This is a genomic window from Dyella sp. AD56 (assembly GCF_002878475.1).
Taxonomy (GTDB): Bacteria; Pseudomonadota; Gammaproteobacteria; order Xanthomonadales; family Rhodanobacteraceae; genus Dyella.
This window is the reverse complement of record NZ_NRDP01000024.1, coordinates 135568-162221: the sequence shown is the minus strand read 5'-3', so window position 1 is coordinate 162221 and position 26654 is coordinate 135568. Positions and strand designations below refer to the sequence as shown.

The following is a 26654-nucleotide window of genomic DNA, read 5'->3' as shown; positions in this document are numbered from 1 at the left end:
TCTCTGTCTCCAGATCCTTCAGTCGCTTTGCTTCGGGCACGCTCATGCCTCCGAATTTACTGCGCCACAGGTAATAAGAAGCCTCACTGAAGCCGTGCTTGCGGCACTGCTCCTTGACTGGCATGCCGGCTTCAACCTCTCGCAGGAAGCCGATGATCTGCTCTTCGGTAAAACGCTTCTTCACGTCCAATCTCCTTCGGTTGGGGGATTGGACTCCAAATCGAATCGCTACTCAAAAGCGGGGGGACGTCGCCGGTCAACTAGTCTATTTTTCAGTTGGACGGCTTCACGAGAATGAGACCGTCCTTCTCTCATCTTTTGTGATGTCTGATTGCTTGGGCGTTTTATTTTGACTGGCTAAGTAGGAAGGCCGTTCCGAACATGCTCGGGGATAGGAGCTATGACCTCTAGTCTCTGGGATTCCTGATTGAAGTGAACAAGAAGCTTCCCACCCATCATGGGAGCTTCTTTGAGTCCGCTGATAGAGTCGGCATCCAGCGCCCCATCATGAAACGATTTCAGGAAGTCCAAGAAGGCCGCAACTGCTGCGGCACTTTCATCATTGGATAGTTGCGGCTCAAGAAGTAGTTTCGCAGTGACGCGTTCATCGAGCTCTCCAACCACAGAGTACGTTAGCGAGTATTCCGGGTCACCGGACTGAATCTTTCCCTTAGAAAAAACCACAAGGACTTTTTTGGCTGCTGGGCCGATGTATTCCTTCGTGAGTTTGGCCGTCGCTTTCTTCAACAGGTTGTAATGGTCCTTGCCTGCCTCTTTGAGGAACCCATCGAAGTAGGATTTTCCGAAGAAGAGCACGACTGCCGTGGGCAGCAACCATTGCATGCCAGCATAAGGGCCAGGGGCCGGTCGTGCGATTCTTTGTACATCTAAGCCATGGTGAGCGATGCCTTCGGCAAATTGTTCGGCTGGTTCTGATGACAGCTCGTCAACGTGGACGACGATGATATGAGTGCTCATGTACGTGCCTTCCAATCGCTTCTCAGAATTTATCGATGACGGTCATGTCACCGCCTTGGTCGTACTGCTGTTGCCCACCGTCCCCAGCAAATCGTCCTAAAAACGCATTGGCAAACCTATCTTTGGCATGGTTTCCGTTCTGAGCGACGTTAAGCCGTCGATTGAGGCTTCCGATGAAGAGGTCTGCCAATTGGATTGGAACCAGCGATTTCGAGTCTATGGCGTGAACGAGAGAGATGTGGAGCTCATTGTTAAATTGGGCTCTCGCGACGTTCTTGAGGTCGAGCTCCAAGTTGGCAACGGATAGCCTGTCTCTTACCTCTTCTTCCGCATCTTTGAAAATGCTTAGGGACCGGGGTAGAGGGGCGCGGCCACTTTCATGCTCATGTCTAACACCACGTACTAGAAGGTGCAGGAGTAGGTCATCAATGACCCTTGGAATGTCTGCGTGTCCTCTTCGCTCAATGGTGATTGCTCGGAAGCTAATCGTCGCTGCAAAAGCATCCAAAATATCGATGACCTCCAAGTAGCGGTCGATGCTCCGGTCACTGATTTTTGTAAAATGAAGTTCGTCCTTGAAGCCCGTGCGCTCACGCCATTCCTTCAATGCGCTTGTTACGTTATGGACGTCTTCACCCCGCAGGAACCAGACACTACCAACAATGAGGTAGTTATCGGTCTTTCCACTCTCATCCGAATAGACGGTCAACGTCGGAATGGGTGGTTGGTCATCAATTTGACGGGCCCTTTCTTCACCTTCCTTGACCACTCGTCGCTTTCGAATGCCCTCAGATGCTTGGAAGAGGTGATATTCGTTCTGAATTTTCGCTCGTGATCTTGCGATATCTGTCAGACGCGCGAGCTTGTAGAGATTTTCCAGCGAAACCGTATTGGGACCAGATAGAAGATCCCGGTTAAATATTCGCCAGTAGAGAACTTGAAGGGTCACATCAGAGTTTCGAGCGGCCGGGTATCGATTGAGTATCCACGCAACCCGTGTCTGCACATGGTTGGTATCGCCCGCCGCGAATTTTTCCATGAAGTGAGCTTTTTCTTTTGCAAGCTTCTCTTCTTTGGATAGTTCTGGCTTCTTCTTGCCAGGACCTTCCTGGTTGCCTTCTGGCTGATGGTCGTCCATACGCCCCCCATGATTTCTTCAGATGACTCTCTCTTTTCTTGCTTCTACCGCTCGTAACCGCTTGAAGTAGGGTTCGAAAAACCCTTTTTTTAACGCCTTGATGGAAAGCTCAGGAAAGCGAATTTTTCCGATGTCCTCGAAGCGTTCTTGTAAGGTCGATGCTTGGATGTAGTGCCGTCGAAGAACGGAGCTTCCCGAACTATGACCAGTCAACCTTGCTATGCGTTGGTCGGATAATCCTGACCGTTCGGCTAGGCTTGCAAAGGTGTGGCGGAAGCTATGAAACGACTTGGACGGGTCGTTGATGCCACATGTTTTCCTGAGATTGGTTCGGTTGAACCAATCTCCCACAGGGTCGCCGGGGCCGTTGCCATCTTGAGGAAGGCCTGGGAATACGTGCTCAAACTTGGCCTGTTTGGCGCTCTCGATGTAGTCGATGAACCCGAGGTCGAGCAATTCTTGCCGAAGCGGCACAAAGCGCCTTGAGCTTGGATTTTTGACCTTGCGTCTGATGTGCATGCCGAAGACTCCATCAATGCACTCGATGTCTTCGACATGCAGTTGGGCCAGTTCGTTGAGCCTGGCGCCCGTGTATAAGCCAAGAATTGGAATCCAATGCTTGTGGGGCATGATGGGCGTGATATGGCTTGGGTCGAACAGAGCCTTCAAGTCCTTTTCGTTGAAAGGTTGCTTGGTCTGTTCTTCATCTTGAGCTTTGCCCGTGACGCGAAGCCCATCACATGGATTGTAGGCAATCAACCTTCGGTCCATGCAGTTTTTCAAAAACACTCTCAACCGGTCGAGGTGCTTTTCTTTGGTGCGTGGTGCCAGTTTTTTATCGGAGTTACCCTTGGCCTTGGCGACCACCTGCTTGGGCGTCAGACCTTTGTACTGTGGTTTCTTGCTGGCGTTGGCGGGCCAATGGGCCAACGCGTCCATGAAGGTGTCCATGTCCGTTGGTGACACTTCACTCAAGTCTTTATCGCCCACCAGTCCGAGGAACACCTTCAAAGTGAAAGCAGTATCGAAGTGATTGGTTTCACTTCGTTCCTGCCCCTTCATTTGAGCTAAGAATTTCTCGATACGCTCGGACAGCAATCCGGCTTTGGGATGAGTAGGTGCAATCGGAGGGGCAGAGGAGAACGCACCTGCTTGGGTGAGATCTGCGATGGTTTCTCGTACCCGCTGGTGTTCCGCATCGGTCCCATTCGTATGAATTTTGAGCCCATTCGGAAACTCGATGTCATACACCTTCCCGGTCGCTAGTCCTGCTTTTGCTTTGTCTAGCAGGTCATCCGGGTCGGACATCGGGTCCATCCTCAGTCGTTCAAATGCTTTGGATAGAGCATAGCCCAGGGCAGCGGCCATCAATCGGGCTGCGTCAGCTCGGACACCTTGAAGGCTTCGGACCAAATATTTTGAACCGACTCGTGCTTGCAAATCGACGGGCACAAAAAAACGGACGTAAAGTCCGCTTTTCCGGTTCATCAGAAGAGGTTTCGGCATTTGGTACCTTCATTGGTACCCCGTGAGGGGTAGTGAAGGCACCAAATTTTCTCTTAAAAATTAAAGAGCTGCCGAATTGTTGGTGGAGGTGGCGGGAGTCTAATTGTGGCCCGCGAGCCGCATCGCTATGCCATTGTTCGACCGTGGTGCGCACAAAATATCCCTTCCCGTATCCTTAAGGCTTCTGGTCACCTCGGCGAGACGTTTGGGCTAATGGACCCATCAATGACGGGCCCACCTGCCGCCCTTTGGGGGTGCTTAAGCTGCGCTCGCCCTGCGCTTAGCAGAACGCTCAGCCGCTGCCCGCTCCAGGCTATCGATGTATTCCTCGATGCTCTGCTTGATCCAGAAAAGTGATGCGCCGATCCGCAACGGCTCTGGGAATTCTGGGATGCGCGCCAGATAGTCGCGGACAGAGCTGGGCGTCACACCCAGCAAGCTTGCCACGTCGTTGATGCGAATCAACGTGCGCTCGCGGGGCACGGGATTGGGTGAATTTGGGTTGATCATGGGGAATACCAGTGAATGACTGGTTATCGATGGTTATGTCACGACTCTCTCTCGCAGCAATTCGCCGGGGCCGCTTCGTCGCACTGCGCCCTATATGGGCCCGGCGGCGAGTCCCGCCGCGAAAACCTAGTCCCGTCGCGGCGAGGGCGGCGGGTGTCACCTGATAGGTAATCAGGGAGCAGAAGATGGACGTCTTAACGCAGTCGCGCCAATCCCCCATTGGAGAGTTCATCCATCGATATGGCGCCTCTTGCAGGGGGCTTTTCGTGGCATAAAATTCAGAACCACGGGCATTACCGCACGTCGATGGATGACGTCAGGCTTTGAGACAGAAAGTCGTGACAGCACCATCTCGGAATTGCTAACCACCGTGGAACCAAGATGAACACGCAAGTCACAGCCGAGCAGAAGCCGAGGCGCCGGGCGCCTGAGGGCTTCGAGCGCATCGCCGACCTTGTCCAGCGCCTGGGCATCAGCGCCAGCACCCTGTACGCCTGGCAGGCCGATGAGACCCTCAACTTCCCGAAGCCCACCCAGTTGGGCAAGCGTTTCGTGATCTACAGCACCGCATCTGTCGACCAGTGGCTGGCCGAGCGCACCAGCGCCCAGGGAGTTCCCGCATGAGCGCGACACCCGACACCAAGCTGGACCTTATCTGGCGCATGAACGAGCGCATCAAGGAACTGAATTCGCTAATGGCGCAGTTCAACGCAATGTGCGCCCCGGAGTACGCCATTGTGCGGCACTATCCGAACGCGAATGATCTGCTTCGGCTGCTGTTCGATTCCCTGGATGAATCGGAAGCGCATATATTGGGCGAGCGCATGTTGGCGTGGCGGCGCGAGCAGACCACCGGCGCTCAGGTGACTGCATGAGCCAGGTATTCACCGCCCAGCAGCTCGCGAACATCTTGTGCTGCAGTACCGACGCGCTGCGCGACATCCCTGGCTTCCCGCGACCTGTCGAGAGCACCGGCCCCGAGGGCGAGGTCATCAGCGGCTACCTCGTGGAGGACTACGCGGCGTGGTGCCAGTCCCTGGGTGATGCATCCAAACTAGAATCGCGCAAGCTGATCGGCGCGGCGGAGGCTGCGGAAATACTCGGCACTGACATCGCGCATGTCGTGCAAATGACACTGCGCCCAATGCCGCGTTTCGACCCCTTGTGTCCGCGCCCCATCTACATCGGAGGCGAGGCGGCGGTGTTCATTCGTGAGGAGGTCATCGCCTTCCGCGATCGGCGCACCATCATGGAGAACATGGCCGGCGGCTCCGTGCACTGAGCTGGCCGCAAACCTCGCCGACGAGAAGCCCGCCTTGTGCGGACTTTTCGTTTCTGGGGCTAGTGGGCGGCGACAGCACTGCGCGGGCAGAGGCTAGCCTTGAATATGGATCAAGCCTGCCGACGTAGTGCCAACGGTCGTGACAGGCTTCAACTTGAGCAGTGATCAAGGTGGCGCCACCAGTACCACCGCCGTATCCGATGCACCGGGATGTGTCGTGACGCCAGCATTGGCCTATAGCGCCGGTCTTTGAAGGTAATTGACGGACCTGGACGGTTGATGGCGGCCGGCGCAGATCCTGAGACCCCGTGGAGTTCACGACATGACTGCAGAGCAGCGAGCCCGACACAACGAGTACCAGCGCGAGTGGCAGCGAGCCCGATACCATCGCGATGATGGGTACCGGGCGCGTCATCGCGTTGAAAACCTTACACCCGATCAGGCTGAGCGAAAGCGGGCTGCCAATCGCGAGCGACAGGCCAGGCGCCGCGCAGCCATGAAGGTGGCTGCTATGGGTGCGGCCACCTCCGTGTAATAGGTATCGAAACCGAATCCACGAAAGAGAGCTGGGCATCGCCCGGCTCTTTTTGCGCGCGCGAATAAAGTCGTGACACGAAACTCAAGGGCGATCCCTTCGCGTGGATCGCTCGCCGGTCGCTTTGGCCGCCGAGAGAAAAAATGCCCGAGCCTCAAAAGTAAAAACCCCACTGGTTGCAGCCAGCGAGGTTCGGGTGACGCGGAACGTTGTGGAAATGATTTTACATGTCAGGATCGACAAGTTCAACGAACGGATCAATCAAAAACAACCGCACGAACGTGCTAAACCATCATGACGTCGCTGCGGAAATCAGCGCGGCCATGCGTGCGATCGGCATCATCGCCGAGCCAGGTGACATAGACATCCATCATCTCGGGTGGCAGCGCTTCAAGACGGCCAAGAGCAAGGGCGGCAAGCGTAACGGCTACCTGAAAGTCTTCATGGACGATCACCCGTCCGCATCGTTCGGCATCTGGAATACCGGCGAGAAATGCACATGGTCTTCCGGTGCCGGCGTGGCGCCGATGAGCCAAGAGGAGTGGGATCGCCATCGCGCCGAGATCAAGCGCAAGCAGGCCGACCGAACTGCTGCGATGAAGGAAGCCCAGGCCAATGCCGCCGAGCGCGCGCGGAAGATCTGGGACCGAGCAGCGCAGGCGACCGATGATCATCCGTACCTGCAGAAGAAGGGCATCAAGGCGCACGGCCTGCGCGTGGGGAAGTGGTGGGGATGGGATGCAGAGGAGGGCAAGCCATACGTGGTGTGCGAGAACGCGCTCCTCGTTCCGATGCATGGCCTCGTCAAGTCCGACATCAGTTCGCTGCAGGCCATCTTTCCGACCAAAGTCAAGATTCACGACGACGAGCGTGACAAGACATATTTGAGCAGCGGTGAGCGCCAGGGCGTGTTTCACGTCATCGGCAAGCCCCAGGAGATCGATGGCCGTAAAGTGTTCATCGTGGCGGAGGGCTACGCTACGGCAGCCACCGTCCATGAGTGCACTGGCCATTGTGTGCTGGTGGCATTCGACACCGGCAATCTGCTGCACGCATCCAAGGTCATCCGCGCAAAGTACGCGGACGCGATCATCGTGTTTGCGGCAGATAACGACTGGGGTACCGTCACGCCGGTCAATAACCCAGGCGTCACCTACGCGCGCAAGGCGGCTGCTGCCGTGGGCGGCGTGGTGGCGATCCCTGAGTTCCAGGACGTCGACGGCCTGCCAAAGGGCGGCGACTTCAACGACCTGCACGAGCGCGAAGGCGCGGGCGCGGTCGAGGCCTGGATCAACTGCGCGTTATACCCGCCGGAGCATGAGGCCGAGCCGGTGCACGAGGAGTACAGCGCCGATCAGGACGCGCACACGGGCGAGCAGGGCGGCGACGATGATGTGCCGACGCAGCAGCCAGCGAAGGCTAAGCAGACCACTATGGCTGACGCTGCCGACGAAGCTGCCCGTGTTTTAGAGAGGGAGATGGGGTTCGAGATCCTTGGCTACGACCACGGGGCGTACTTTGTTTTCGTGCATTCCAAGCGGCAGATCATGGAATACACGCGCGGCTCGTTCTCGAAAGCCTGCCTGATCGAGATCTGCGATCTCCAGTGGTGGGAAACGCACTTCGCTGGCCCAAAGGGAGGTATCAATGTCGACATGGCGATCAACTTCATCATCCAAACCGCGCACCGTCGCGGCATCTACGACCGTGCGCGCGTGCGTGCCGGCGGAGCCTGGATCGACACGGGCCGTCACGTGTTCCATCACGGTGATCACCTGTCCGTCGACGGCGTCCCGACCGATGTGACCAAGATCCGTAGTCGATACGTGTACGAGATGACGTTGCCGCTGCCTCCGCCATCCGATTCGGCTCTCACCGATGCGGAGGGACGCAAGTTGTTCGACATCGCTAAGATGTTCCGCTGGCAGCGCGACTCATCGGCGGCCCTGCTGGCTGGCTGGACGTTCCTGTCGCCCATCTGCGGTGCGCTCCGGTGGCGTCCGCATGTCTGGTTGACTGGCCCGGCGGGCAACGGCAAGTCGACGATCATGCAGAAGTACATCTACCCGCTACTTGGCGAGCACGCGTGCCAGTATGCCCAGGGCAACTCGACCGAGTCCGGCGTGCGCCAGGCCCTTGGTTCCACGAGCGTTCCTGTTCTGCTCGATGAGGCCGAACGTAACGACGAGCGGGAGACGCAGCGCGTCGAGAACATGATGTCGTTGATCAGGCAATCATCCAGCTCATCCGACGCCAAGACGCTCAAGGGCACCATTTCCGGCGGCGGCATGGCGTTCCACGTGCGATCCATGTTCTGCCTGGCCTCGATCTATGTCGGCACGCTCAGGAAGGCCGACGTAGACCGCATGGCATTGCTCACGCTCAAGACCTCACGCGGCGTGCCGGAGGCGGTCACGCAATGGGAGCAGACGAGTAAGGAACTCCACTGGCTGGAGCGCGACACCGACCTGCGCGGGCGCATGCTGCGTCGCGTGATCGACAACATGCCGACCATCCTGGCGAACGTCGACACGTTCACCCGCGCTGCTGCGGACAAGTTTGGCAACCAGCGCGACGGCGACCAGTACGGCGCCATGATGGGTGGCGCATGGTCGATGCAGAACTCGGGGGTGGCAAGCGAAGACGATGCGCGTGCCTGGCTGGATTCCTTTGACTGGTCCGAGCACGTAGAAGCCACCGAAGCTGACGACTCGCAGAACGCACTCCAGGAGTTGATGGGGGCGTTCGTCACGGTTCTCGGAACCAGCCACACCGTGCACAACTTGATCTCTTTCGCCTTGAACGAGGAGGTCGAGGGACGCAGCCTCGATGCACGGCAGGCGCGCACGGAGCTGCGCCAGCGCGGCATAGCGCTGGATGGAAACAAGTTCGCCCTATGGAACTCGTCCAGCGCCATCAAAAGGCTTCTCAACAGCACGCCGTTCGCGACCGATCCTGGCGCCGCGTTCGAGCGACTGCCCGGCGCCGAGAAAGGGACGAGGGCTAACAGGTTGAAGTTCAGCGGCCAGCCCCAGTACGTGACCAGGTTGCCGCTCAGCATGATCGGCTTCGGCGCACGCAGCATTGCGAGCGAGAGCGAGATTTTCCCATGAGCAACCAGACATCGATGAAAGACATGTCCAGCACCAGGCACACCGCGCAGATCTCCGCGCGGTGGTACTGGCAAGGCGCGTTCAGGCGCGAGGTGCTGGAGGTCGGGATGCCGATGCCGCTGGCGCAGATGATCAACATCCACCAGGTGCAGACGACCGGCATCATGCGCGGTGCGCTCATGGATGAAACGACAGGGTGCATTGAGCTGCGTGATGTCGGGGAGGGCAAGGCTGCGGCACGTGATCGCGTCCTAGGTGCGGCGCGGATGCTTCGCTTTCTTGCGCATACCGGTATGCGGCCGGCGACGGAGGTGGAGATCGATCGCGCATACACGGCGCTCGACGGTACGCCTGGCCACAACCGCGTCATCGCGGCGGCCTGGGCGCATGTCGACAGCGGCGCATGGGTGGCGGCCATTACTTCAGCTGAGCCGTCGTCGGGCGCGCGCGCCACCTGGTGCAGGCGAAACGGCATCGCGTACCTGCCGCCAGACTGGGTCAATGCGTGGGGGCCGCGTGCGGTCGCCCTGCCGCACCTCATGTGCAGCGATGAGGCCACAGCTGCGGTGTTGGCTGCAGCTATCGGCCGGATCGATGCGGCCGGGCCGCTCGTGTGGAGTGGGAGATCGGTTGCCGGCTCTGTGACGACGCCAAAGGGACGGACGCTGATGAGGGCTGATGCGCCGAGCCCTGCGCAGATCTTGCCGATGGAACAGCACTTGGCGCTCGCGTCGACCCTCAATGCACTGATCGCGTCCAGCCCCACCAGCATGATCACCTGGGCGCTGCAGGACATCCGCGCCGAGCTTGGTAGGTGGTTTGCAGCGGAACACCCAGATCATGCCGAGGTGTATTCGGCGGCGGCCGGGCCGATTCACGACCGGGCGGCGCAGCTCCAGGCGATCGGCCAGGCCGTGGAGATCCTCATCAGGGGTTACGATCGTAGTGCGCCGCGTGATGCGATGGTGACCGCACTGCGGAAGGTGAGAGCAAGGCTGGTGGCATCGATGGCGCCGGCACAGACGGCGGCATCGCCCACCATCACCACTGAAACCGAGCCGGCCATGCGCCGGCTTTTTCATGGGCGCAACTCATCACTAGCGACGGTGGCCGGCGGGCCGATGTGGTGAGGCGCGGTGGCGTCCTGCCCACGCGTCTCTCAGGTGGCGCCACCGACCACGCAATTGGGCATGGAGGGTGGCAGTGCCAACCTGCCACCAGGCCTGCCACCAGGCTGCCACCCGGCACAAGGTATTGTATTTATTGCGATAATTCCAGAAATTGGCACTAGGGTGGCAGGGTGGCAGCTCCGCACACCTATTACCCCAAGATACAAAGCACGGGCATCAGGGAGGTGTACCAATCCACATACATAGCACCCCTACAACACTCCCATACCTCTCCTCCTCGTATACCTCTCTTTACTGCCACTTTTGCCACCCTCTATATAATTAATCTAATTTTCGTCAATAGAATTAGTTAGTTATACGGCTTTGAGTCCTGCTTTTCAGGGTGGCAGTAAGGGTGGCAGGCTGCCACCCCTGCCACCCTGTTGCTGGAACCGGGAAGAGAAGCGCAGACGGACCACGTAGATGGAGCCAGGCGCCACCGTCACTACGAGCTGACCTCGTGGACGAACACCAACCCCGTCGCAGCCACCATCCACGACGGTGTCCGCTGGTGGCCTGGGTGGTGATGCTCGACATGTCGAATGGATGGGCAGGAGTCGACACGAGGGCAGGCGCATGTCGACGAGGCGGACATGACGGCGGCGAGGGGGTGGTGGTGAGATGCCCGCCATCGGCGTGTGCTGGAAATGTGCGTTTTCCGTCAAGCCAAAGGCTGTTTCAAGAAAATGCGCGAATGCCGGCAAGTCTTGCCAGCGTGCAACTGTCAAACCCTGTTTCTGCGTGATCACTTTGGAAGTCGTGACGGCATATTTGCTTTAACGCCAGAAGAAATTCCAACCGTGAGTAATCATCCGAAGCACACCACCGTTGACATCCTTTCCGAACTGCGCACCCAGATCGACGCGCACGGTGAGGTCACGGGCGCCAAGATCGCGCGCTTGAAGTTCCAGGACGTGCCGGCGTCGAGCTGGTCCCGTCACGTCAAACAAGTACGCGGAGAATGGAACGAGGCTCAGCGACTGCGTGAGGCAGGCCTGCCGGCTTCGTCGATCCCGCCCTCCGTCTATGCGCCCGCTGGCATGGCATCCGATGAGCAGACCGACAACTCGGCGCCCGGCGTCATCAACTGGCTCTCCCAGATCGGCGGCCTCCTCAAGCAATGCGACCTGCTGACTCGGCAGTCGGTGCACGTTGATCCGACCACCGGCGTCGAGCGCGTGCGAAACCCGATGGTCCTGCGCCAGTCGATCAGCGCGCGCACGGCGGCGTTGAAGCTGGCCGCAGATCGTGAGTCCACACAGTACGGCGCCGAGAGGGTTGCGCACTGGGAGGCCGAGATGCTTCGTGAGATCAATCGAGCCCTCGGCAAGACACGCGACGAAGCGCAGCGCGTGATCGCGAACCGCGTCCGCAATGCCGTTCTCGGTGTCATCTCACGGCGCCACGCTGAGCGCGAATTCTTGGGCGGCGACATGATGCCGAAGCCCGCAGACGAATCCACACCCCAACCCGCCATGGAAGGTTCCGACCGATGAACACGATTGCGTACGACGACGCTGACGACCTGGATGCACCTCCGCTGCCGCCACGGCCGAAATACGTGTGGCCGGAGTGCGAGCCTGACTTTTCCTGTGTTCGCGGCGATCGCATCATCAGCAGCGAGCAGTTCGAGTTTGAAAAGTCGCAAATCGCCAGTGGCGAAAAGACGATGACCCAGATTTTTGCCGAGTACGGTCTCAACGAGTGGGGCCGCAAGGGACCGAACTATGTGCAGCCAAGGAGGCAGTCATGAGGCGGAGCAAGAAACCCGTGTTCGATCCGGTCGCGTCGCTTGGCGAGCTGATCACCGGGCTGGAGAGGGTCACCGGCCTCCGCGCCGATCCCGAGCCCCGGCACATCATCGAGCGCATTGACGCTGCCGTTGCTGAGTTCAAACGTGGCGTGCTCAAGCTGCACGCGACCGGCAAAGAACGTGCAGCGATTGAGGATCTGCTCGAATACGTCGAGCGCGCCTCGCGCCGTGCGGCGCGCTTGGGTGATGAGTTCGGTACCAGCACCAGCACCGAGGTGCCCCATGGACGAGGGCAATCCGCATGAAGCACGGGCTGCTCGAACGGATCGAGGCGGAGGCCTCCAGGTTGGAGCTGTCGCGCGTAGGTATTGCTGCCTTCGGCAGACGCCAGGCAGCGCACCTGGCCGGACGGCTGGAGGCCGCGCAGGCGCTGCCGGAGGGTGAGTGGCGGAACATGTCCGTGCGCGCCCTGGAGGTACAGGCGCAGGCCCTCATAGACGAACTCGCGCGCTTGTCGGCACCGGCCCCGCACTCGAAGGAATATGAGCATGGATGCTGAGATCAAGGTCAAGGATGACACTGAGCAAGCCCTGAGCTGCAGGCTGGCCTGCGCGCAACTCGAACGCATCGTGGCCGACGTGCGCACGTTGCGCGGCGAGGGTCGGGCATTACTGGTCGCCACCACCGAGGCCTCGGCGGGCGAGCTGTACCGCAAGCTGCGCCAGCTTGGCCGCGAGCCGGAGAGCGTTGCCAAGCTCGACCAGGTCGCTATGGCGCGGCGGCGCGTTGATCATCTTGATGACGAGGTCGTGCGGGCAATCGCCCGCCACCGGCAGGAGATCATCCGGCGCGGCATCCGCAGTAGCCTGATGGGCCTCAGTGCCGAGCCGGCGTGACGCGATACTGGACCCACACCACCTCACGGACGAGACATCGCCGACAAGGGCCGCTCATGCGGCCTTTGTTTTGCGCGCTGGTGCGCCCTTCGTGCGCCAATTTTGCGTGGGGTGGCTGGGAGGCGCGCTGGTGCTCGCTTGTTCCCTGACTCGGGGTCAGGTACGCGCACTAGGTACGCGCATGCGCATGCACGACGACCGGCGGAATTGATCTAAGGATTTGGTCTCTTAGCTGGTCGTTGACGGCTGGTATCTGGTATCCGGTCGTGACAGCGCCGCGTATGCGTTTGCGGAAAGTCAATACTCGAATTTGATCAAGACCAATAACCAAAGGAGATGGTGATCTAGCTGGACGCAGCAGGAAAGGATTTGGTCGTGACACGAACATTTAGTCATGGGCGGACTGGCTGCCCACCGACGAGAGAACCTCATGTCCGACCATCACGAAACACTACAGAGCCTGGAAGCGGAACACACCGCACTCCAGGCCGAGATCGCCGAGAGCCTCAAGCACGGCAAACCGACGCTGGAAACGCGCCGCAAACTGGCCGAGGTCGCCGAACGTCTGCAGGCCGCACGCTCCGCCGCCAGCGCTCAGGCTGCCCAGGAGCAGGCCGAGATCCACGTCAACGCCCACGCTGCCGGCCGCACCGCCGCTGCTGACGCCGTCGCAGGCATCGAGGCATCCATTGGTCACCTGGCCGCCGCTTCCGCCCCGAACCTCGACACGGCGCACCTGCACCCGACGCACGCCATCGCCATCGAGCAGGCCGCCGCCAACCTGGCACTCGCCGAGAGCCGCCACGCCGAAGCCGCGCAGTTGCACGGCAACGCGACGCGCGAAGTTGCCGACGTCGAGCGCAAGCTAGCCGAAGCACGGACCCGGCACGAAATGATCGTTGCCGATCGACGCAGCGGCAAGACGAGCGAGGCGCAGGAAGCACGCCTCTATGCGTTGGCCACCGACATCAGCGACCTGCAGAACATGCTGACCCAGGTGCGCGCCACCGCCGAAGGCCTGACCCCCACCCTCGGCGCTCGCGCCGTCTCCGATGCCCGGCAGGCTCTCGACCGCGCGCTTGTCGAAGCCCGCGCCACGCTCCTGGCCGATCACGTTGCCCTGCTAACCGGTGCGCTGGAGAAGGCGCTGTACGAGACCGAGGTCGCCGGCCGCGCAGTTGGCAAGAGCCTGCACATGCTGTGGCGCCCGAGCCCGGCACTGCGCCATGGGCTGCAGCATGGCCAAATGCCAGCGCAGCAGCGCACCTACGGTGGCTGACCCTCATGTCCAACATCGCCACCCGATTCAAGCCGGGCTACGTCGCCAACCCCCGTGGACGTAAGCGCACGCTGCTGATGTCGACCATCAACCACAACCTCCGTAAAGCCGCCCAGACGCAGCTCGCTGGTCGTGCTGATGAAATCGTGCAGCTCGCCGTCGAGAAGGCCGCCAGCGGCGACTCAGCGTGCATCGCGGCGGTGTTGAACCTGATGATGGCCGTCGTCGAGCCAACCAAAAAGCCGGCAGTGCGTCCGACATCGAATTCGCAGACGGATAGGCGTGGGGCCGAGTCCTGATGCGATGGCATGCAGTGGCGCGAAGACGCTGCGTGCCGGCCGCCAGCCTGCGCTCCGCAACGGGCCGGCGGCCAACCTTCAACGCGGCGACGCCCTGCTCGGCGTCACCGAAGTGGGGGATGCGGGCCTGACTCACCCGCATCCCCTGCGACCTAATCAAGTCTGATCATCAAAAGGAATTGACGTGACACCATCAAATTTTGATCGCCTGGTTGCTGACCTCGACAAGGCGCGCAGGCGTAAGGCCAAGGCAGCCAATGAAAAGATCCATGCTGCAGGTGAGGAGGTCTCCGCCAAGCGCGAGCAGGATGACGAGGGCGACCAGCTCGCGAAGTCCCTGCAGTTCTGCGCCGCCTCCGGCGTCATCACCGGCGCCCATGCCTCGTACCTGGACCTCCTGGGTCGACAGAACAAGCTCCCCGCGCGCGTGCGCGACTCGCTGCTGGCCATCGACACGACCGGCGGTGAGAAGTGAGTCGCGTAGAAATCCCAGTCGAGGCCAAGCTAGACGCTGGCGACATTGATGGCCAGCTGAAACAGCTGACTGCCAAGATCAACGCGCTCGGCGCATCCATCGCCAAAGCCAATCAGGTCAAGTTCAACCCGATCAACAAAGCATCCCTTGATGACATCAAGCGGATGAATGCTGAGTTCGAGAAACTCAAGAACAACTCCCGTCTCGGTGCCGACTTGAATCGCACGGGGCAGGGCGGCAAATCGTTCCTGGATCTCGACTGGTCCAACATCGGCAGCAACCACGTCGCGCGTGAAGCACGGCGCTATGGTGCGTTCAACAAGGTGTTGAGCAGCACCGGCGCATCGTTCGAGCAGTCGCCTGCACCTGGCGGTGGTGGCGGTGGTGGCTCTCCCTGGGCTAGCGCTGGTCGCGGCATCGTCAGCTCGGGCCTGCGCGCCACTGGCGCCGCAGGTGGAGTCGCCGATGAAGCGATCAGCGCGGGCGCATCCGGCGGAATGATGGCCGGCATGGCTGGCCTGGTCGGCGGCATTGTCGCGCTTGGTGTCGGCAAGGCGATCGGCGCCGTCGTAAACAAGATCGGCGACGCCCAGCAAGACGACATCGGCTACGACACCCTCAAGCGCACGCTCGGCGACGTGAACGTCAGTTTCAGCGTTCTGAAAGACAGCATGCATGCGGCATCGAACGCCATTGACGTGACCTACACCGAAGCGCAGAAGATGGCGCTCGACTACGCACACATCTCCGGCGTATCGGGCAGCAAGGGCGCCAGTACGATCGCGGAATCAGTGGCTGCTGGTGGTGGCTTCGGTCGCGCGTTCGGCATCGACCCGAACCAGTCGAGCAATTTCTTTGCTCAGATGACCAACCTGGGCATAACCAAGGACACGCGCGACATCAAGCGCCTCGGCGTCGAGATCGGCGAGGTCATCACCAAGTCCGGCGCGTTCTCTAAGGCCGACGAGGTGATCCAGGCGATCGGCACCTATGCGTCGCAGCAGACGCGCATGGGATTGTCGCCTGCGAATGTGGGCGGCTACGGCGCGATGATGACCAGCATGGTCGGTGCAGGCGTGCCTGGCATGGACGTGCAGGGCTCGGCAGCCCTGCTGGGTCGCGTGAACGGCGCGATCATCAACGGTGGCTCTGGTGAGGCCGGACAGAACTTCATGTATGCGGCCATCGGCCGCAAGCTCAATCTCGACCCCATCATGGCCGCAGCGCTGCGCGAGCAGGGCGCGTTCGGTACCGGGCAGCAGGAGTTCGGCGACGCGTCGGTGATGGGCGCATGGGCTCGTCGGCACGGCGTAAACATCCCTGGTGGCGCGGCAAGCTCGACGAGCACGAACTGGGGGATGCTCCAGCAGCAGTTGAAAGCCACCTATGGGGACGGCGATAACCGCGCCCAGCTGCGCCTCGACGCGATGCACAACTTGCTCGGCGTCGGATACAACCAGGCCGCGTTCTTGGATGACATGACGCCCGCGCAGATGGGCAATGTCTCGGATCGTTTGAAGAAGGCCAACATCGATCCGAGCCAGCTGAATCCAACGGCTTACGCGTTGGCCGCGCAGGCTGCGATCGGCGATCGTGACCAGGCCAATGACGTGGGCCGCCAGCTCTGGAGCAAGCTGAGCCCAGCCGAGCAGGACAGCCTCAACAAGGCGCAGGCCGGCGGCGATGACAGCTACCGCAACGAGCTGATGAAGCTTTCCGCCGCGCACGGCCAGGGCGACACCGAAGGCAGCAAGACCCGTGAGTCCATCCAGGGTGTCGACAAGACACTGCAGGACTTCGCCGGCAAGGCCGTGCCTGCGTTGAACGTCATGCGCGACACGATGATCTGGGCGTTCGGCAAGACCAAGACCGGCGGCGTCATGTCGCCCGAGGAGATCCACAAGTCACTTGTGGAGGGTCAGCGAAAGGACATCAATGACCGCGCGGACGCGCGCATTGAGGCCGCGCGCAGCAGCTACCTGAGCCTGACCAAGGGCCTGCAGGGCGCACCTGATCCCGCGCTTGAGAAAAAGATCCGCGAGGCAGCGGCAAACTACCAGTCCGAGAAGGGCATGGCTGAGCTGCAGCGCGGGCAGGAACTCATCGCGCTGGACTCTGGTGAGGCCAAGGGTGCTGGTGCCGCATCCCCTGGCAGCACGTCAGCACTGCCGGCCTACCTGCAAGACAGCGCAGGTGCAGCATCGCCCGGCAGCGGCGGCAACAAATTCGACCCGATCACCGGTGGCGCTCCGCGCAGTGGAGATCCGATCGGCATCAGGAACAACAACCCCGGCAACCTCCGCTTCAACGCTTACACAAGGGGACTGGGCGCAACCAGATCGAATGGCGGTTTCGCGGTATTCCCTAGCTTGCAGGCAGGACTGGCGGCGGCGGATGCCAACCTCGCCAACTACGCGCAACACGGCATCAACACGCTCTCCGGTGTCGCCAACAGATGGGCGCCCAAGGAAGACGGAAACGATGTTGCGGCCTACATCCGAGACTTGGTCGCCTGGACGGGATACGGCGCCAATCAGAGAATCGACCTGACTGATGCGGCGACGCGCCAGAAGATTGAGCAGGCGATCTACAACCACGAGGGCAACGCGAAGGCACTGCAGGGCACGCCGATGCCGGACACCGGCGGTGCACCTGGCGGCCTCGGCGCATACGGCGCATCAGGCACGCAGTACGTCCAGCACGACCTCAACATCACCCTGACGCATCCGAACGGCCAGCCGGCTGCAGCACCATTCACATACAGCATCAGCGGCAATTCGCCCGCCGCCAAGCCCTACGGAACCTGAAATGACATCCCCCAACATCAACATCTACGACCCGAACCTCAAGGTCACGCTCTACAAGACCATCTCCCGCACGACGCTGGACGGCAGCAACCCGACGTCGCAGCGGTACCAGGGTGCGCAGCGATCCTACGACCTCACCCCATTTTTCGGTGAGTCAGGCTCCGTGCGCACGTCGAAATCCGTGCGCGACCCGGCCGGCGGTTTCGCGCTTACGTTCGCGGACATCCCCTACATCGGCGAGTACGCGGGACAGCAGACGTTCGAGTCGCTCTATGGCCTCATCGAGCCGATGGATTACATCGAGATCCGCTTCCGGCACAACCCGGCCACGGCCGCCGGCCAGCAGCCTCCGATCATCATGCGCGGCTTTGTCTCGGACGTGAGCCGATCCGAGGCGATGGGCACGAACGGGCAGGCGCAGCGCTCCGTGACGGTGACCGGCCAGGACTACGGCAAGATCTGGCAGATGATGCAGGTCATGTACAACCCGCAGTTCACAGTGGGCGAGTCACTCCTGACCAATTTCAAGCTGTTCGAGCGCTACGGCGGTGCATTGAGCATGCTGCCGGCGGCGCAGTTCGTGCAGCAGATCTTTGACTTGATCGTCAATCCGTTCATCACGGCCTTTGCGCCGCCCGACTCGCCAGTGCCCGCCACGATCGAGGCAGGGCAGTACCTCTACATCGCTCACGGCACAACCAACTTCACGAACACGCAGAATTTCGAGTCCACCATCTACGGCATCCTCAAGGCCTCTTGCGACGTCGGCACCTGGAACGAGCTGTTTATCGAGGATGAGGAAGACGGCGTGCACTGCGTTTTCCGGCCGATCCCAGCGATGGACATCAATGGCGACCTGATCCAGCCGGATGCGCCGTCGCCGCAGTATGTCGACATCAGCGACGTTGACGTGATCAGCCTCAACGTGTCGCGTTCGGAGGCCAACGTCGCAAATTATTTCTGGAGCAACGCGCCGCAAAGCGACATCAACGGCGAGTCGAATCGTAGGCTCTGGGCAATGGAAGGCGCCGACAAGGAAACCGTCCTGCAGACGACGTACCCGAACAACCTGGTGTCGCTCTATGGCATTCGCCCGATGCAGTCGGACACCCAGATGAGCGGCGACCAGGTGATCTCAAACAGCAGCGGCTATCTGGCAACGGCAATGAACGCGCGTGACACCGACATTGTTGGCTGGGTCAACAATCGCCGAAAGATCATGCTCCAGATGAACCAGGACAACGTCCTGTACGAGCAGGGCTCCATGCGCGTGCGCGGTAACGAGAACATCCGAGCTGGCATGTATGTCCGCCTGCATCGCGGCACGTTCGTGGCGACTTACTACGTCGTCAAAGTCGAGAACGATTTCATGCCTTTCCAGGGTGTCTTTTCGACGCTCACTCTTGAGCGCGGCACCGGCTTCATCGAGCGCGTCACGCGCGGCGGCGGAGTGGACAGCCCGTACCTGGCTGAGCAGATGACGACGCCCGCGCTGAGCTGACGCGCGGGCAGGGGATGGGTCGGGAGGTCCGGCCCATCTACTCAAAAACGAAAACCGTAAAGGACTATCAGATGAAAGCAACACAACACAAGACGCGCGGGGCCATCATCACGCGCAAGGCGCCAGGAGCCTTTGACCAGCTCGCCAGTGAGGTATCGCGCGCCAGCGCACTCAAAGACGGCGGCGCCAGCAAGGCCGGCACCCGCACGATTGAGCAGGAGCGCACTCACCGAGAGCTGCAGGCCAGCATCGCGCTGCGTCGTGGGAGGATCGATGCGGCCGACGTGAAGGGCATCGAGCGCATTCTGGAAAGGCAAGGGCACCTGCCGGAAAAGATCGGCGCGAAGCTCGACGAGCTGTCCGCCTGAGCGCCAAGTTGGCGGCGTCAGGGCCAAGACCCATCAGCACATCGCTTGACGCCAAGTCGTGCGTGCCGATGCCAGGATGAATTGATTTAGAAATCAGAGCTAAACCAAGCTTCATCTTAGGCACTAATGCCGTATGATTTTTCATCACCAGCTCACGGTTCTGGTCGTGAAATTGAGTGCCTAAGTTGATAGCTGGTGCCTGTTTCGGCTTCATGCCTGTGGGAATTTATCTACGCGCTGACGAACGGTGTCTAGGGTGTAGTAACGATCTTCGAGGTCCGCAAATGAACACGCCGGGGGATGTAGTTGGTGGGTCGCCTGGACAGCGACTTACAGCGTTGGTTGTCTATGATGACGAAGAGGTAATGACAGCCTTCTGCGACATGTTGGAGTATCTCGGTTTCGCAACTTTCGCCGTTAACGGTGCGGAGGCGGCGCTAAATGTCTTGTCGTCTGATCAACGCTTTGACCTGATACTCACCGACGTCCGCATGCCTGGAGCAATGGGCGGAGCTGCACTGCCCGCCGCAGTTAGACAGCTTCGTCCGGAAATGATGATGGTCGTTGTCACCGGTCATGACAGCGGATCGCTGGCTCACTTGCCCCCGGACACGGCAAAACTTAGCAAGCCATTCATGATCGCGGACCTTGAGACCCAGATAGCGAAGCTCCGCGCCTCCAGCGGTTAGTTAGTCTGGCTAACTACCGGATGCGGCATTGATGCGTTGGATGCCCGCTTCGGGGCGACAGCGGACCTTACAAGAGTATGGCGGTAACAGCCCATCGACACCCATTGCCAGCATCAGCGAGGCGTTGCGGGTTCCCGGAACCGTTATTCACCGGACGGGAACCTGCTTAGGCAATTTATGGCGCGCGTAATGGCGCGGGTGTGTGCGGAAATCACGATGCGATTCTGGCGTCAATGACTTCTGCTCGCCTCCGCTGTCCAAAACCGACCCCATGCGGACGATGGTCACGATCGATGTACGAAAGTGATCGTTGTGCGCATATCGGACATGTCCTAATATTCCGGCACACTTTTGGACATGGCGTCACCGATGAGCCGCACATTTGCCTACTGCCGCGTATCGACCACCGAGCAGACCACCGAAAACCAGCGTCTGGAGATCGATGGCCTGCCTTTCCAGGTCGACCCGCGCCGGATCGTCATGGAAAGCATCAGCGGGTCAGTGCCTGCGATGGAGCGGCCAGCCTTCCGCGATCTGGTGAAGCGCATGGAGGAGGGCGATGTTTTGGTGGTGACTAAGCTCGATCGTCTCGGACGAAACGCCGTCGACGTGCGCGCCACCGTCGACATGCTCGCAGGCTTCGGCATCAGGGTGCACTGCATGGCACTTGGCGGCGCTGACCTCACCAGCCCGGCGGGCAAGCTCACCATGTCTGTGATCGCGGCCGTCGCCGAGTTCGAGCTGGATCTCCTCAAAGAACGCACACACGCCGGCATCAGGCGCGCGCGTGAGCAGGGCAAGAGGTTCGGTCGACCGGCCGCGCTGACGGCTGACAGGCAGCGCGACGTTGCGTCTCTACTGGCTGCAGGTGAATCGGTGTCGTCACTGTCCAAGAGGTTCGGCACCAGCCGGCAGACGATCATGCGGATTCGTGACTCGGCGCGCGACGCATCACCCTCACCGGCGGACGTAAGCTACCTGGACAAGGCACCACGCGGCGCCGAGGTGTTCAAGGTCGAGACCTGAGAAACACCATCAACTCAGACCACGAGGCCCGCAATGCGGGCCTTGTTCGTTCTGGTGGTGCACGTTAACTACGGCGTCACCGCACCGCCGGCTTGTGTCTCAGCCCATTGGCGAACTCTGGCAGCTTGCGGCCGTGGTGCGCCGCCCATCGCATTGCGTGCCGCTCGGCTTTCTCCCGCGTCAGGAAGTCCACGAAAGCGCATGGGCCGTCACTACCTCCGGGAAGCATGCGAAGCGCCCACACGCCCGCCTGGGGCTTGTAGCTCAGCGTGGCGAACGTGGCGCTGTGGAACGGCTCGACCAGGTAGGCGGCAAAGCGCGGCGGGTCGAACGTCATGCCGGTGATGGTGACGGGCGACCACTCAACGGTGACAGGTTCGGCAGGCATGCCGCCACGCTACGCCCAGGCGGTCTCATCGGCGGATACGATGGGCTACCACTCGACCAGGGCACGGTATGGACGCCAACTCACTCGAAACGATCAGGGCGCGCGCCGAGGAGTCGCGCCTTGGTACTCAGCTAAGATCAGCCCTGCGCGCAAGAAAGCTCAAAAGCTCACCGGTGTCCCTTGGACCCACGAATGAACCAATAGCGAGGCCACATGGAAGTCGAAGTAAAGCAGGTAAGCGGGGCTGAGATTGAGATGCTCCTGAGCATCCAGGAGTCTCATTTTGTGGATCTCAAAGCCGCAGCAATCGCGCCGGCCAAGCTCAGCCGAACGATTTCCGCGTTCGCCAATACCAGTGGCGGCGAGATCTATGTGGGCATCCAGGAAGAGGACACCCTGGACGGCAAGCGCCGCATTTGGGATGGCTTTGTCGACCAAGAGGCTGCCAACCCGATATTCCAAGTCATAGCGGAAAATGGTGCTCTCGCGGGCATAGTGCGCGCTGAATTCTTGACAGCCGATGGTCTCACCGGCCTAGTCTTGCATCTGACTATATTCAAGAGCAGGGAAATCGTCTTTTCAACTGAAAAGAAGGCTTTCATTCGGCGAAGTGCACAGAGCCTGCCGGTCTCAGAAGGCGGTTTGGAGCGCCTGCGCTACGACAAAGGAGTCAAGTCGTACGAGGACGAATTGCTGAACATCGATACGGCCGACATTACCAATTCGACCACCGTGATCGATTTCATGCTCAGTATCGTTCCCACCGGCGAGCCAGATGAATGGCTAAAAAAGCAACAGGTCATTATCGATAATCGTGCAACGGTGGCTGGCATTCTGCTGTTCTCCGATCTGCCGCAAGCTACGCTCGCCAAACGAAGCGCGGTCAAGGTGCTTCGATATCAAACCAAGACTGACGCCGAGCGAGATTTCCTAGCATTCGATCCGATCACTATTGAGGGTCCGATTTACAGTCTGATCTACGATTGCGTTGAAAAGGTCAAAGAGATCATCGAAGGCATTGAGAAGCTGGGCCCTAACGGGATGGAGCGGATCCAATATCCTCATGAGGCCTTGCATGAGATCCTCACGAACGCTGTCTTGCATAGGGACTATAACGTCGCTGCCGACGTGCAGGTGCGAATCTTCGACAATCGGGTCGAAATCGAAAGCCCCGGGCGACTTCCGGGGCACGTCACCCTGGGCAACATTATTCAAACGCAGTTCGCCCGCAACCCGAAGCTAGTGCGATTGATTAATAAATTCGAAAATCCACCCAATAAGGATGTCGGCGAAGGTTTAAATACTGCTTTCGACGCAATGAATAAGCTGCTCTTGAAAAAGCCGATAATCGTCGAGACAGATACATCTGTAACGGTGACTCTACGTCATGAATCTTTGGGCTCGCCCGAACAGCTGGTCATGGACTACCTCTCGAAGAACGACCTCATCACGAACAGCATTGGACGCGACATCACCGGCATATCCTCTGAAAACACTATGAAGTCCGTGTTCTATCGACTCCGAGACACCGGTCAAATCGTGCAGGTTAAGGAGGCCGGTAAGAAACCTGCCTGGCGCCAGGTCCAAGCCGCTAAAGACGATGCGCCCCCAGCCGAACCACTGGCCGCCGATTGAGCTGGATGGATGCGGCGCTCCGTTCAGCGCGTGATGCGCGGGTGCCGCGTCACCTCTGTGCCCTCTCGGGTAGCTCATGTTGGTAAAACGCGTCGATCGGATCGTCCAGGATCGCAAGCATTTCCGATAGGTGGCCAGGATCGGGCTCCAGCCATGCGTCGATGTTCTCCGGCCTGAGCGCGATCACGCAGCGGTCGTGCCCTGCGGCTGCAACCTCGGGCGGCGGGTCGCGCGTTATGGCGGCGAAGCTGTAGAAACCTTCCTCAGTGTCGGTCGCCTCGACATAGCGCCACAAGCACGCCAGGAACATCTCCTGCTGCGGCTCCGGCGTGAAGCGGATCTCCACCGGGATGTCGCGCTCACCCGGCACCAGCTCGCGCTGCTGCAGCCGATGGAGCGAAACGCTCTCGTAAAACCTGCGCGCGACGATCACGCCGTGGTTGTAGCCGAATAGCTTTTTCCAGACCGTGGATAGCTTGTCCTTGCGCGCGTTGTAGGTGCCCGGCTTCTCCAGCTCATCGGCCTTGGTCCAGCCAGGCAGGCGGCAGCGGTATCGCGCCGGCACGATCATGCGCGCGCCGGTGGCGGGGTCGCGGATCAGCACCGGCGCGAACTGGCCGGGCCACATGCGGCCATAGCCATCGGACTTCGCCTCGGACTGAACCTCCTCCAGTCGCTCACGAGCGGCGGCGATCTTGTTCGTCGCCACACGCTTGTCGTTCTCGGCTTTCTTGGTCGGCTTTGGTGAGGCGAGCACCGCCTCCGCCTTGACCAGGCGCTCGGTCTGCGTGGCGATCTCCTCCTCGATCACCAGCGTCGCGGCGCGGTACGCCTCCAGCATCTTTTCCCGAACGCCTTTCTCGCCCTCATTGCGCGGGCGCTCGAACGGCTCGCGCATGGCGCGTGGCACCGTCTTGAACAGGTCACCCGTTGATCGGCGCGCTTCCATCATCTGCGCGAACGCATGCACGTCGAGCGTGCCGCCCATCCGCTCATAGAGGCGGAAATCCTCCATTACTTCGGCCGAGTAGCACATGGCCCACTGCTCAGTGGCGGGCTGTTAGTCCGTGGAAGCTCAGCATACCGTCGATTTTATCGGCGACCCACTCGTACAAGTCGGGGCCGGCGGCGTCGAGAACCTCGTCCGCGATGCCGGCGAACGCAGGCCAGAGTTCGGCTGGATCAGTGTGCTCCCGGATAAGGGCGGGCAGTTCTGCCTCTATGGCGTTCAACTTCTGGTGAAGGCGGGCTCTGTCGGTCATGAGCAGAGGGTATGTCGCTGCAATCTCACCGAGCGAGACAGCAGAAAGCCCACTATGGGCTGGGCTGGTAATCCCGATTCGGTTGGTGCCGTAGTCGCGGCGCTCTTACTCAGCTGGTTTGATGTCGAGCGACGACCGCTCGGACTTCGCTCTTAAAATCTCTCTAGCTTTGGCGACATAGATCAAGGCACGTTGAAGCTCGTCGGGGTCGCCTTCGGCCTGGACCTGAGAGAGGTACTCAGCAATCGCCTCCTCGCTGTCCAGGTAGTCGACAATGTCGAAGGGAATGAGTTTGTCAGTCATGATGATCACACCTTTGAAACTAGGCTTGGTTGATCGATCTGTCGAAGAGGAGAGCCATGATCGGCCCCATTGAAGTCGGTACTTTACAAAATTCCATCATCAGCGCGGTCGCCCATGAGGGATTGATCGTAACGACGCGCGACGGGCTCCCGGCACGGATCGCGATCATCGACGAGCACGGGAATGTGATCGAGGCCGGCGAAGCCGTGGCAGAGGAGGCCTGGAACGTGGCGATCGCTAGCTACAAGAACTTTCTCCAAGGCATGGGCCACATCAGTGTCCATACGAAACCACCTGGTCTAAGCGACTAGCCGATGTCTATCGAGACTGGAAGGCCCGCATTGCGCAGGCCTTGTTCGTCACAGTGGTACTGGTGTGCAGGCTAGTTAGACCCAACCAGCACGGCGCCGAGCGTCCACACAACGGTTCCATCCGCAAGACGGATCTGCGCCAGGTCGTCATTGCGTCCACCGAAGTGTTGGAACTTGACGCGTGCGCCCGCCGGGATGAGCGAGCACGTGCCGGACTGCACTTCGCTGGCGAGCGCCTGCATCGCCGAGTCCCCATCGTTCGACCTGATCGCCTTCATGGCGATGTCCAGCGAGTGGATGTTGGGGCAACCGACCGTTTGCGCTGATGCCTGCATCGGCGAGCCGGCCACCAGTGGTTCACCACCAGCGGCGGAGATGCCGGCGAAGGTCTTGGCTTGGGCGCCATCGCAGCCACCGTTCTTTACGCACGCATCGATCACCTTGAGGCTGGCCTCTGCTGCTGATGCGTCGATATTGGCCGGACCGGAGCCGTCGCTCGTGTCGGGGTTGGCGAGCGGCACATCCTGCTGTTTCCAGGTCGCCGGCAGCTTGTACTTGCGAATGATCGCCTGGCGCACCTGCTCGTCGACTACATCGACGTCGGCATTCTGGCCGGCGGCCTGTTCCATCTTTTCCTGTAGATCACCGAACGCGTCGCCAATGGCGAAGTCGTGCATGGAGACGATTTGGGTGTCTGTCGAGTGCGCCACCGTCCACGGCTGCGCCGCATTCTTGCCGCCAGGGGTGTAGTCGGCGTGCGCGATCCGGCCGTGCAGCACCTCATCGCCGCCGGCCGGCAGATCTGAGCGAATCAGTCGCACGAAAACGCTATCAGCCTGCGGGGTCGCCTTCATGACGCGCTCTGCGATCGCCTTAACTGTGGCGGCACGGTTAGCTTCAGTGCCCGTGGTTTCCGTCACGCTGACCTCGATCATTGGGCTGCCGGAGACAGCGCCGGTCAACACAACGCGGCGCACGGTGAACGGCGCTGCATGGGTGACGGGCTCGCTGTTGGTCGGCTGGGCGGCCTGCTGTTGCTTGTTATCGTCCGACGCAAACATGGCGGCGCCAGCCGCGAGCAAGAATGTCGCCACCACGATGATGCCCAGCACCCTAAGTGGCCCTCGAATCGCTGGCTGTGTCTCAATGTTGTCCGTCATCTCGTGCCCCTGTCCACGACGTCAAAAGGGTGCCAGCCTACCGGGTGAGCGGCAGGCTGGCGAGGTGGATTAGTGGCAGCTATCGCCGCCGTTGTTTTCCCACTCCAGCAACTGGTCTAGTGGGTAGACGACTTTTAGCCCCAGCTTTACGAACTTCGGCCCGATTCCCTCCGACCTCCATCGCATCAGTGTCCGCTCAGAGGGCGAGTCCTCTCCGTACCGCTCGCTCAACTGCCTTGGACTAAGGAACTGCCTGTTCATCAGAACTCGC

31 protein-coding genes are annotated in these 26654 nt (G+C 60.3%); 21 read left to right on the top strand and 10 right to left on the bottom strand.

Annotation, left to right across the window (positions count from 1 at the left end; all coding sequences use genetic code 11):
- From DyAD56_RS16110 to DyAD56_RS16085, 5 genes are all read right to left on the bottom strand, one after another.
- A partial coding sequence (locus tag DyAD56_RS16110; protein WP_146010548.1) for a transposase occupies positions 1 to 184 on the bottom strand: 184 nt, incomplete at its 3' end.
- Positions 185 to 357: 173 nt separating this feature from the next.
- Positions 358 to 978, bottom strand: a complete 621-nt coding sequence (locus DyAD56_RS16100; protein WP_102303788.1) for a hypothetical protein — start codon at positions 976 to 978, stop codon at positions 358 to 360.
- A 22-nt stretch (positions 979 to 1000) separates the two neighbouring features.
- Positions 1001 to 2116 (bottom strand): DUF3800 domain-containing protein, encoded by a 1116-nt coding sequence (locus tag DyAD56_RS16095; protein WP_102303787.1) that lies wholly within the window; start codon positions 2114 to 2116, stop codon positions 1001 to 1003.
- An 18-nt stretch (positions 2117 to 2134) separates the two neighbouring features.
- On the bottom strand, positions 2135 to 3622 hold the full coding sequence (locus DyAD56_RS16090) for a site-specific integrase (RefSeq protein WP_102303786.1): 1488 nt from the start codon (positions 3620 to 3622) through the stop codon (positions 2135 to 2137).
- A gap of 258 nt (positions 3623 to 3880) precedes the next feature.
- Positions 3881 to 4132, bottom strand: coding sequence for an AlpA family phage regulatory protein (locus DyAD56_RS16085; protein ID WP_102303785.1), 252 nt, complete (start codon positions 4130 to 4132; stop codon positions 3881 to 3883).
- 381 nt (positions 4133 to 4513) lie between these two features.
- On the opposite strand from DyAD56_RS16085, the gene DyAD56_RS16080 reads away from it, so the two are divergent.
- From DyAD56_RS16080 to DyAD56_RS15990, 19 genes are all read left to right on the top strand, one after another.
- Entirely contained in the window at positions 4514 to 4756 is a 243-nt protein-coding gene (locus DyAD56_RS16080; protein ID WP_102303784.1) for an AlpA family phage regulatory protein, read from the top strand.
- Complete coding sequence (locus DyAD56_RS16075) at positions 4753 to 5007, top strand: hypothetical protein (RefSeq protein WP_102303783.1); 255 nt, start codon at positions 4753 to 4755, stop codon at positions 5005 to 5007. Before DyAD56_RS16080 ends, DyAD56_RS16075 begins: the two co-directional genes overlap by 4 nt.
- The gene (locus DyAD56_RS16070; protein ID WP_102303782.1) at positions 5004 to 5414 is read left to right on the top strand and encodes a hypothetical protein; all 411 of its coding nucleotides are present in this window, start codon (positions 5004 to 5006) and stop codon (positions 5412 to 5414) included. The genes DyAD56_RS16075 and DyAD56_RS16070 overlap by 4 nt, the downstream gene beginning before the upstream one ends.
- Positions 5415 to 6052: 638 nt before the next feature.
- Positions 6053 to 6247: a hypothetical protein gene (locus tag DyAD56_RS23655; protein ID WP_146010547.1), complete on the top strand. Its 195-nt coding sequence runs from the start codon at positions 6053 to 6055 to the stop codon at positions 6245 to 6247.
- Positions 6248 to 6272: 25 nt separating this feature from the next.
- The gene (locus DyAD56_RS16060; protein ID WP_146010546.1) at positions 6273 to 9062 is read left to right on the top strand and encodes a toprim domain-containing protein; all 2790 of its coding nucleotides are present in this window, start codon (positions 6273 to 6275) and stop codon (positions 9060 to 9062) included.
- Positions 9059 to 10192 (top strand): hypothetical protein, encoded by a 1134-nt coding sequence (locus DyAD56_RS16055; protein WP_102303779.1) that lies wholly within the window; start codon positions 9059 to 9061, stop codon positions 10190 to 10192. The genes DyAD56_RS16060 and DyAD56_RS16055 overlap by 4 nt, the downstream gene beginning before the upstream one ends.
- 686 nt (positions 10193 to 10878) lie before the next feature.
- A complete protein-coding gene (locus DyAD56_RS16050; RefSeq protein ID WP_146010545.1) occupies positions 10879 to 11727 on the top strand; it encodes a hypothetical protein in 849 nt (282 codons plus the stop codon).
- Positions 11724 to 11984 (top strand): hypothetical protein, encoded by a 261-nt coding sequence (locus DyAD56_RS16045; protein WP_102303777.1) that lies wholly within the window; start codon positions 11724 to 11726, stop codon positions 11982 to 11984. Before DyAD56_RS16050 ends, DyAD56_RS16045 begins: the two co-directional genes overlap by 4 nt.
- Positions 11981 to 12289, top strand: coding sequence for a hypothetical protein (locus DyAD56_RS16040; protein WP_102303776.1), 309 nt, complete (start codon positions 11981 to 11983; stop codon positions 12287 to 12289). The genes DyAD56_RS16045 and DyAD56_RS16040 overlap by 4 nt, the downstream gene beginning before the upstream one ends.
- Positions 12286 to 12543: a hypothetical protein gene (locus DyAD56_RS16035; protein WP_102303775.1), complete on the top strand. Its 258-nt coding sequence runs from the start codon at positions 12286 to 12288 to the stop codon at positions 12541 to 12543. The genes DyAD56_RS16040 and DyAD56_RS16035 overlap by 4 nt, the downstream gene beginning before the upstream one ends.
- On the top strand, positions 12533 to 12880 hold the full coding sequence (locus DyAD56_RS16030) for a hypothetical protein (protein ID WP_102303774.1): 348 nt from the start codon (positions 12533 to 12535) through the stop codon (positions 12878 to 12880). Before DyAD56_RS16035 ends, DyAD56_RS16030 begins: the two co-directional genes overlap by 11 nt.
- A gap of 430 nt (positions 12881 to 13310) precedes the next feature.
- Complete coding sequence (locus DyAD56_RS16025; RefSeq protein ID WP_146010544.1) at positions 13311 to 14159, top strand: hypothetical protein; 849 nt, start codon at positions 13311 to 13313, stop codon at positions 14157 to 14159.
- Between the two features lie 5 nt (positions 14160 to 14164).
- Positions 14165 to 14458: a DUF5681 domain-containing protein gene (locus DyAD56_RS16020; protein ID WP_102303772.1), complete on the top strand. Its 294-nt coding sequence runs from the start codon at positions 14165 to 14167 to the stop codon at positions 14456 to 14458.
- 184 nt (positions 14459 to 14642) lie between these two features.
- The gene (locus tag DyAD56_RS16015) at positions 14643 to 14933 is read left to right on the top strand and encodes a hypothetical protein (protein ID WP_102303771.1); all 291 of its coding nucleotides are present in this window, start codon (positions 14643 to 14645) and stop codon (positions 14931 to 14933) included.
- Positions 14930 to 17740, top strand: coding sequence for a hypothetical protein (locus DyAD56_RS16010; protein WP_102303770.1), 2811 nt, complete (start codon positions 14930 to 14932; stop codon positions 17738 to 17740). The genes DyAD56_RS16015 and DyAD56_RS16010 overlap by 4 nt, the downstream gene beginning before the upstream one ends.
- A gap of 1 nt (position 17741) precedes the next feature.
- The gene (locus tag DyAD56_RS16005) at positions 17742 to 19241 is read left to right on the top strand and encodes a hypothetical protein (protein ID WP_102303769.1); all 1500 of its coding nucleotides are present in this window, start codon (positions 17742 to 17744) and stop codon (positions 19239 to 19241) included.
- 71 nt (positions 19242 to 19312) lie between these two features.
- The gene (locus DyAD56_RS16000; RefSeq protein ID WP_102303768.1) at positions 19313 to 19609 is read left to right on the top strand and encodes a hypothetical protein; all 297 of its coding nucleotides are present in this window, start codon (positions 19313 to 19315) and stop codon (positions 19607 to 19609) included.
- Between the two features lie 212 nt (positions 19610 to 19821).
- The gene (locus tag DyAD56_RS23955) at positions 19822 to 20298 is read left to right on the top strand and encodes a response regulator (protein WP_343125308.1); all 477 of its coding nucleotides are present in this window, start codon (positions 19822 to 19824) and stop codon (positions 20296 to 20298) included.
- Between the two features lie 369 nt (positions 20299 to 20667).
- On the top strand, positions 20668 to 21324 hold the full coding sequence (locus DyAD56_RS15990; protein ID WP_102303766.1) for a recombinase family protein: 657 nt from the start codon (positions 20668 to 20670) through the stop codon (positions 21322 to 21324).
- Positions 21325 to 21400: 76 nt separating this feature from the next.
- On the opposite strand, the gene DyAD56_RS15985 is transcribed toward DyAD56_RS15990, so the two are convergent.
- A complete protein-coding gene (locus DyAD56_RS15985) occupies positions 21401 to 21712 on the bottom strand; it encodes a hypothetical protein (protein WP_102303765.1) in 312 nt (103 codons plus the stop codon).
- A gap of 213 nt (positions 21713 to 21925) precedes the next feature.
- On the opposite strand from DyAD56_RS15985, the gene DyAD56_RS15980 reads away from it, so the two are divergent.
- Positions 21926 to 23347, top strand: a complete 1422-nt coding sequence (locus DyAD56_RS15980) for an ATP-binding protein (protein WP_102303764.1) — start codon at positions 21926 to 21928, stop codon at positions 23345 to 23347.
- Positions 23348 to 23396: 49 nt separating this feature from the next.
- Here the strand turns inward: DyAD56_RS15980 and DyAD56_RS15975 are convergent, their stop codons facing one another.
- The 3 genes from DyAD56_RS15975 to DyAD56_RS15965 form a co-directional block, all read right to left on the bottom strand.
- Positions 23397 to 24335: an SOS response-associated peptidase family protein gene (locus tag DyAD56_RS15975; protein ID WP_233202516.1), complete on the bottom strand. Its 939-nt coding sequence runs from the start codon at positions 24333 to 24335 to the stop codon at positions 23397 to 23399.
- Positions 24336 to 24393: 58 nt separating this feature from the next.
- A complete protein-coding gene (locus DyAD56_RS15970; RefSeq protein ID WP_102303762.1) occupies positions 24394 to 24609 on the bottom strand; it encodes a hypothetical protein in 216 nt (71 codons plus the stop codon).
- 105 nt (positions 24610 to 24714) lie between these two features.
- Positions 24715 to 24912: a hypothetical protein gene (locus tag DyAD56_RS15965; RefSeq protein ID WP_146010542.1), complete on the bottom strand. Its 198-nt coding sequence runs from the start codon at positions 24910 to 24912 to the stop codon at positions 24715 to 24717.
- Between the two features lie 56 nt (positions 24913 to 24968).
- Here DyAD56_RS15965 and DyAD56_RS15960 point away from each other — a divergent pair, with 56 nt between their 5' ends.
- Complete coding sequence (locus DyAD56_RS15960; RefSeq protein WP_102303760.1) at positions 24969 to 25223, top strand: hypothetical protein; 255 nt, start codon at positions 24969 to 24971, stop codon at positions 25221 to 25223.
- A gap of 71 nt (positions 25224 to 25294) precedes the next feature.
- On the opposite strand, the gene DyAD56_RS15955 is transcribed toward DyAD56_RS15960, so the two are convergent.
- On the bottom strand, positions 25295 to 26383 hold the full coding sequence (locus DyAD56_RS15955) for a hypothetical protein (RefSeq protein WP_146010541.1): 1089 nt from the start codon (positions 26381 to 26383) through the stop codon (positions 25295 to 25297).
- Positions 26384 to 26654 lie beyond the last annotated feature (271 nt).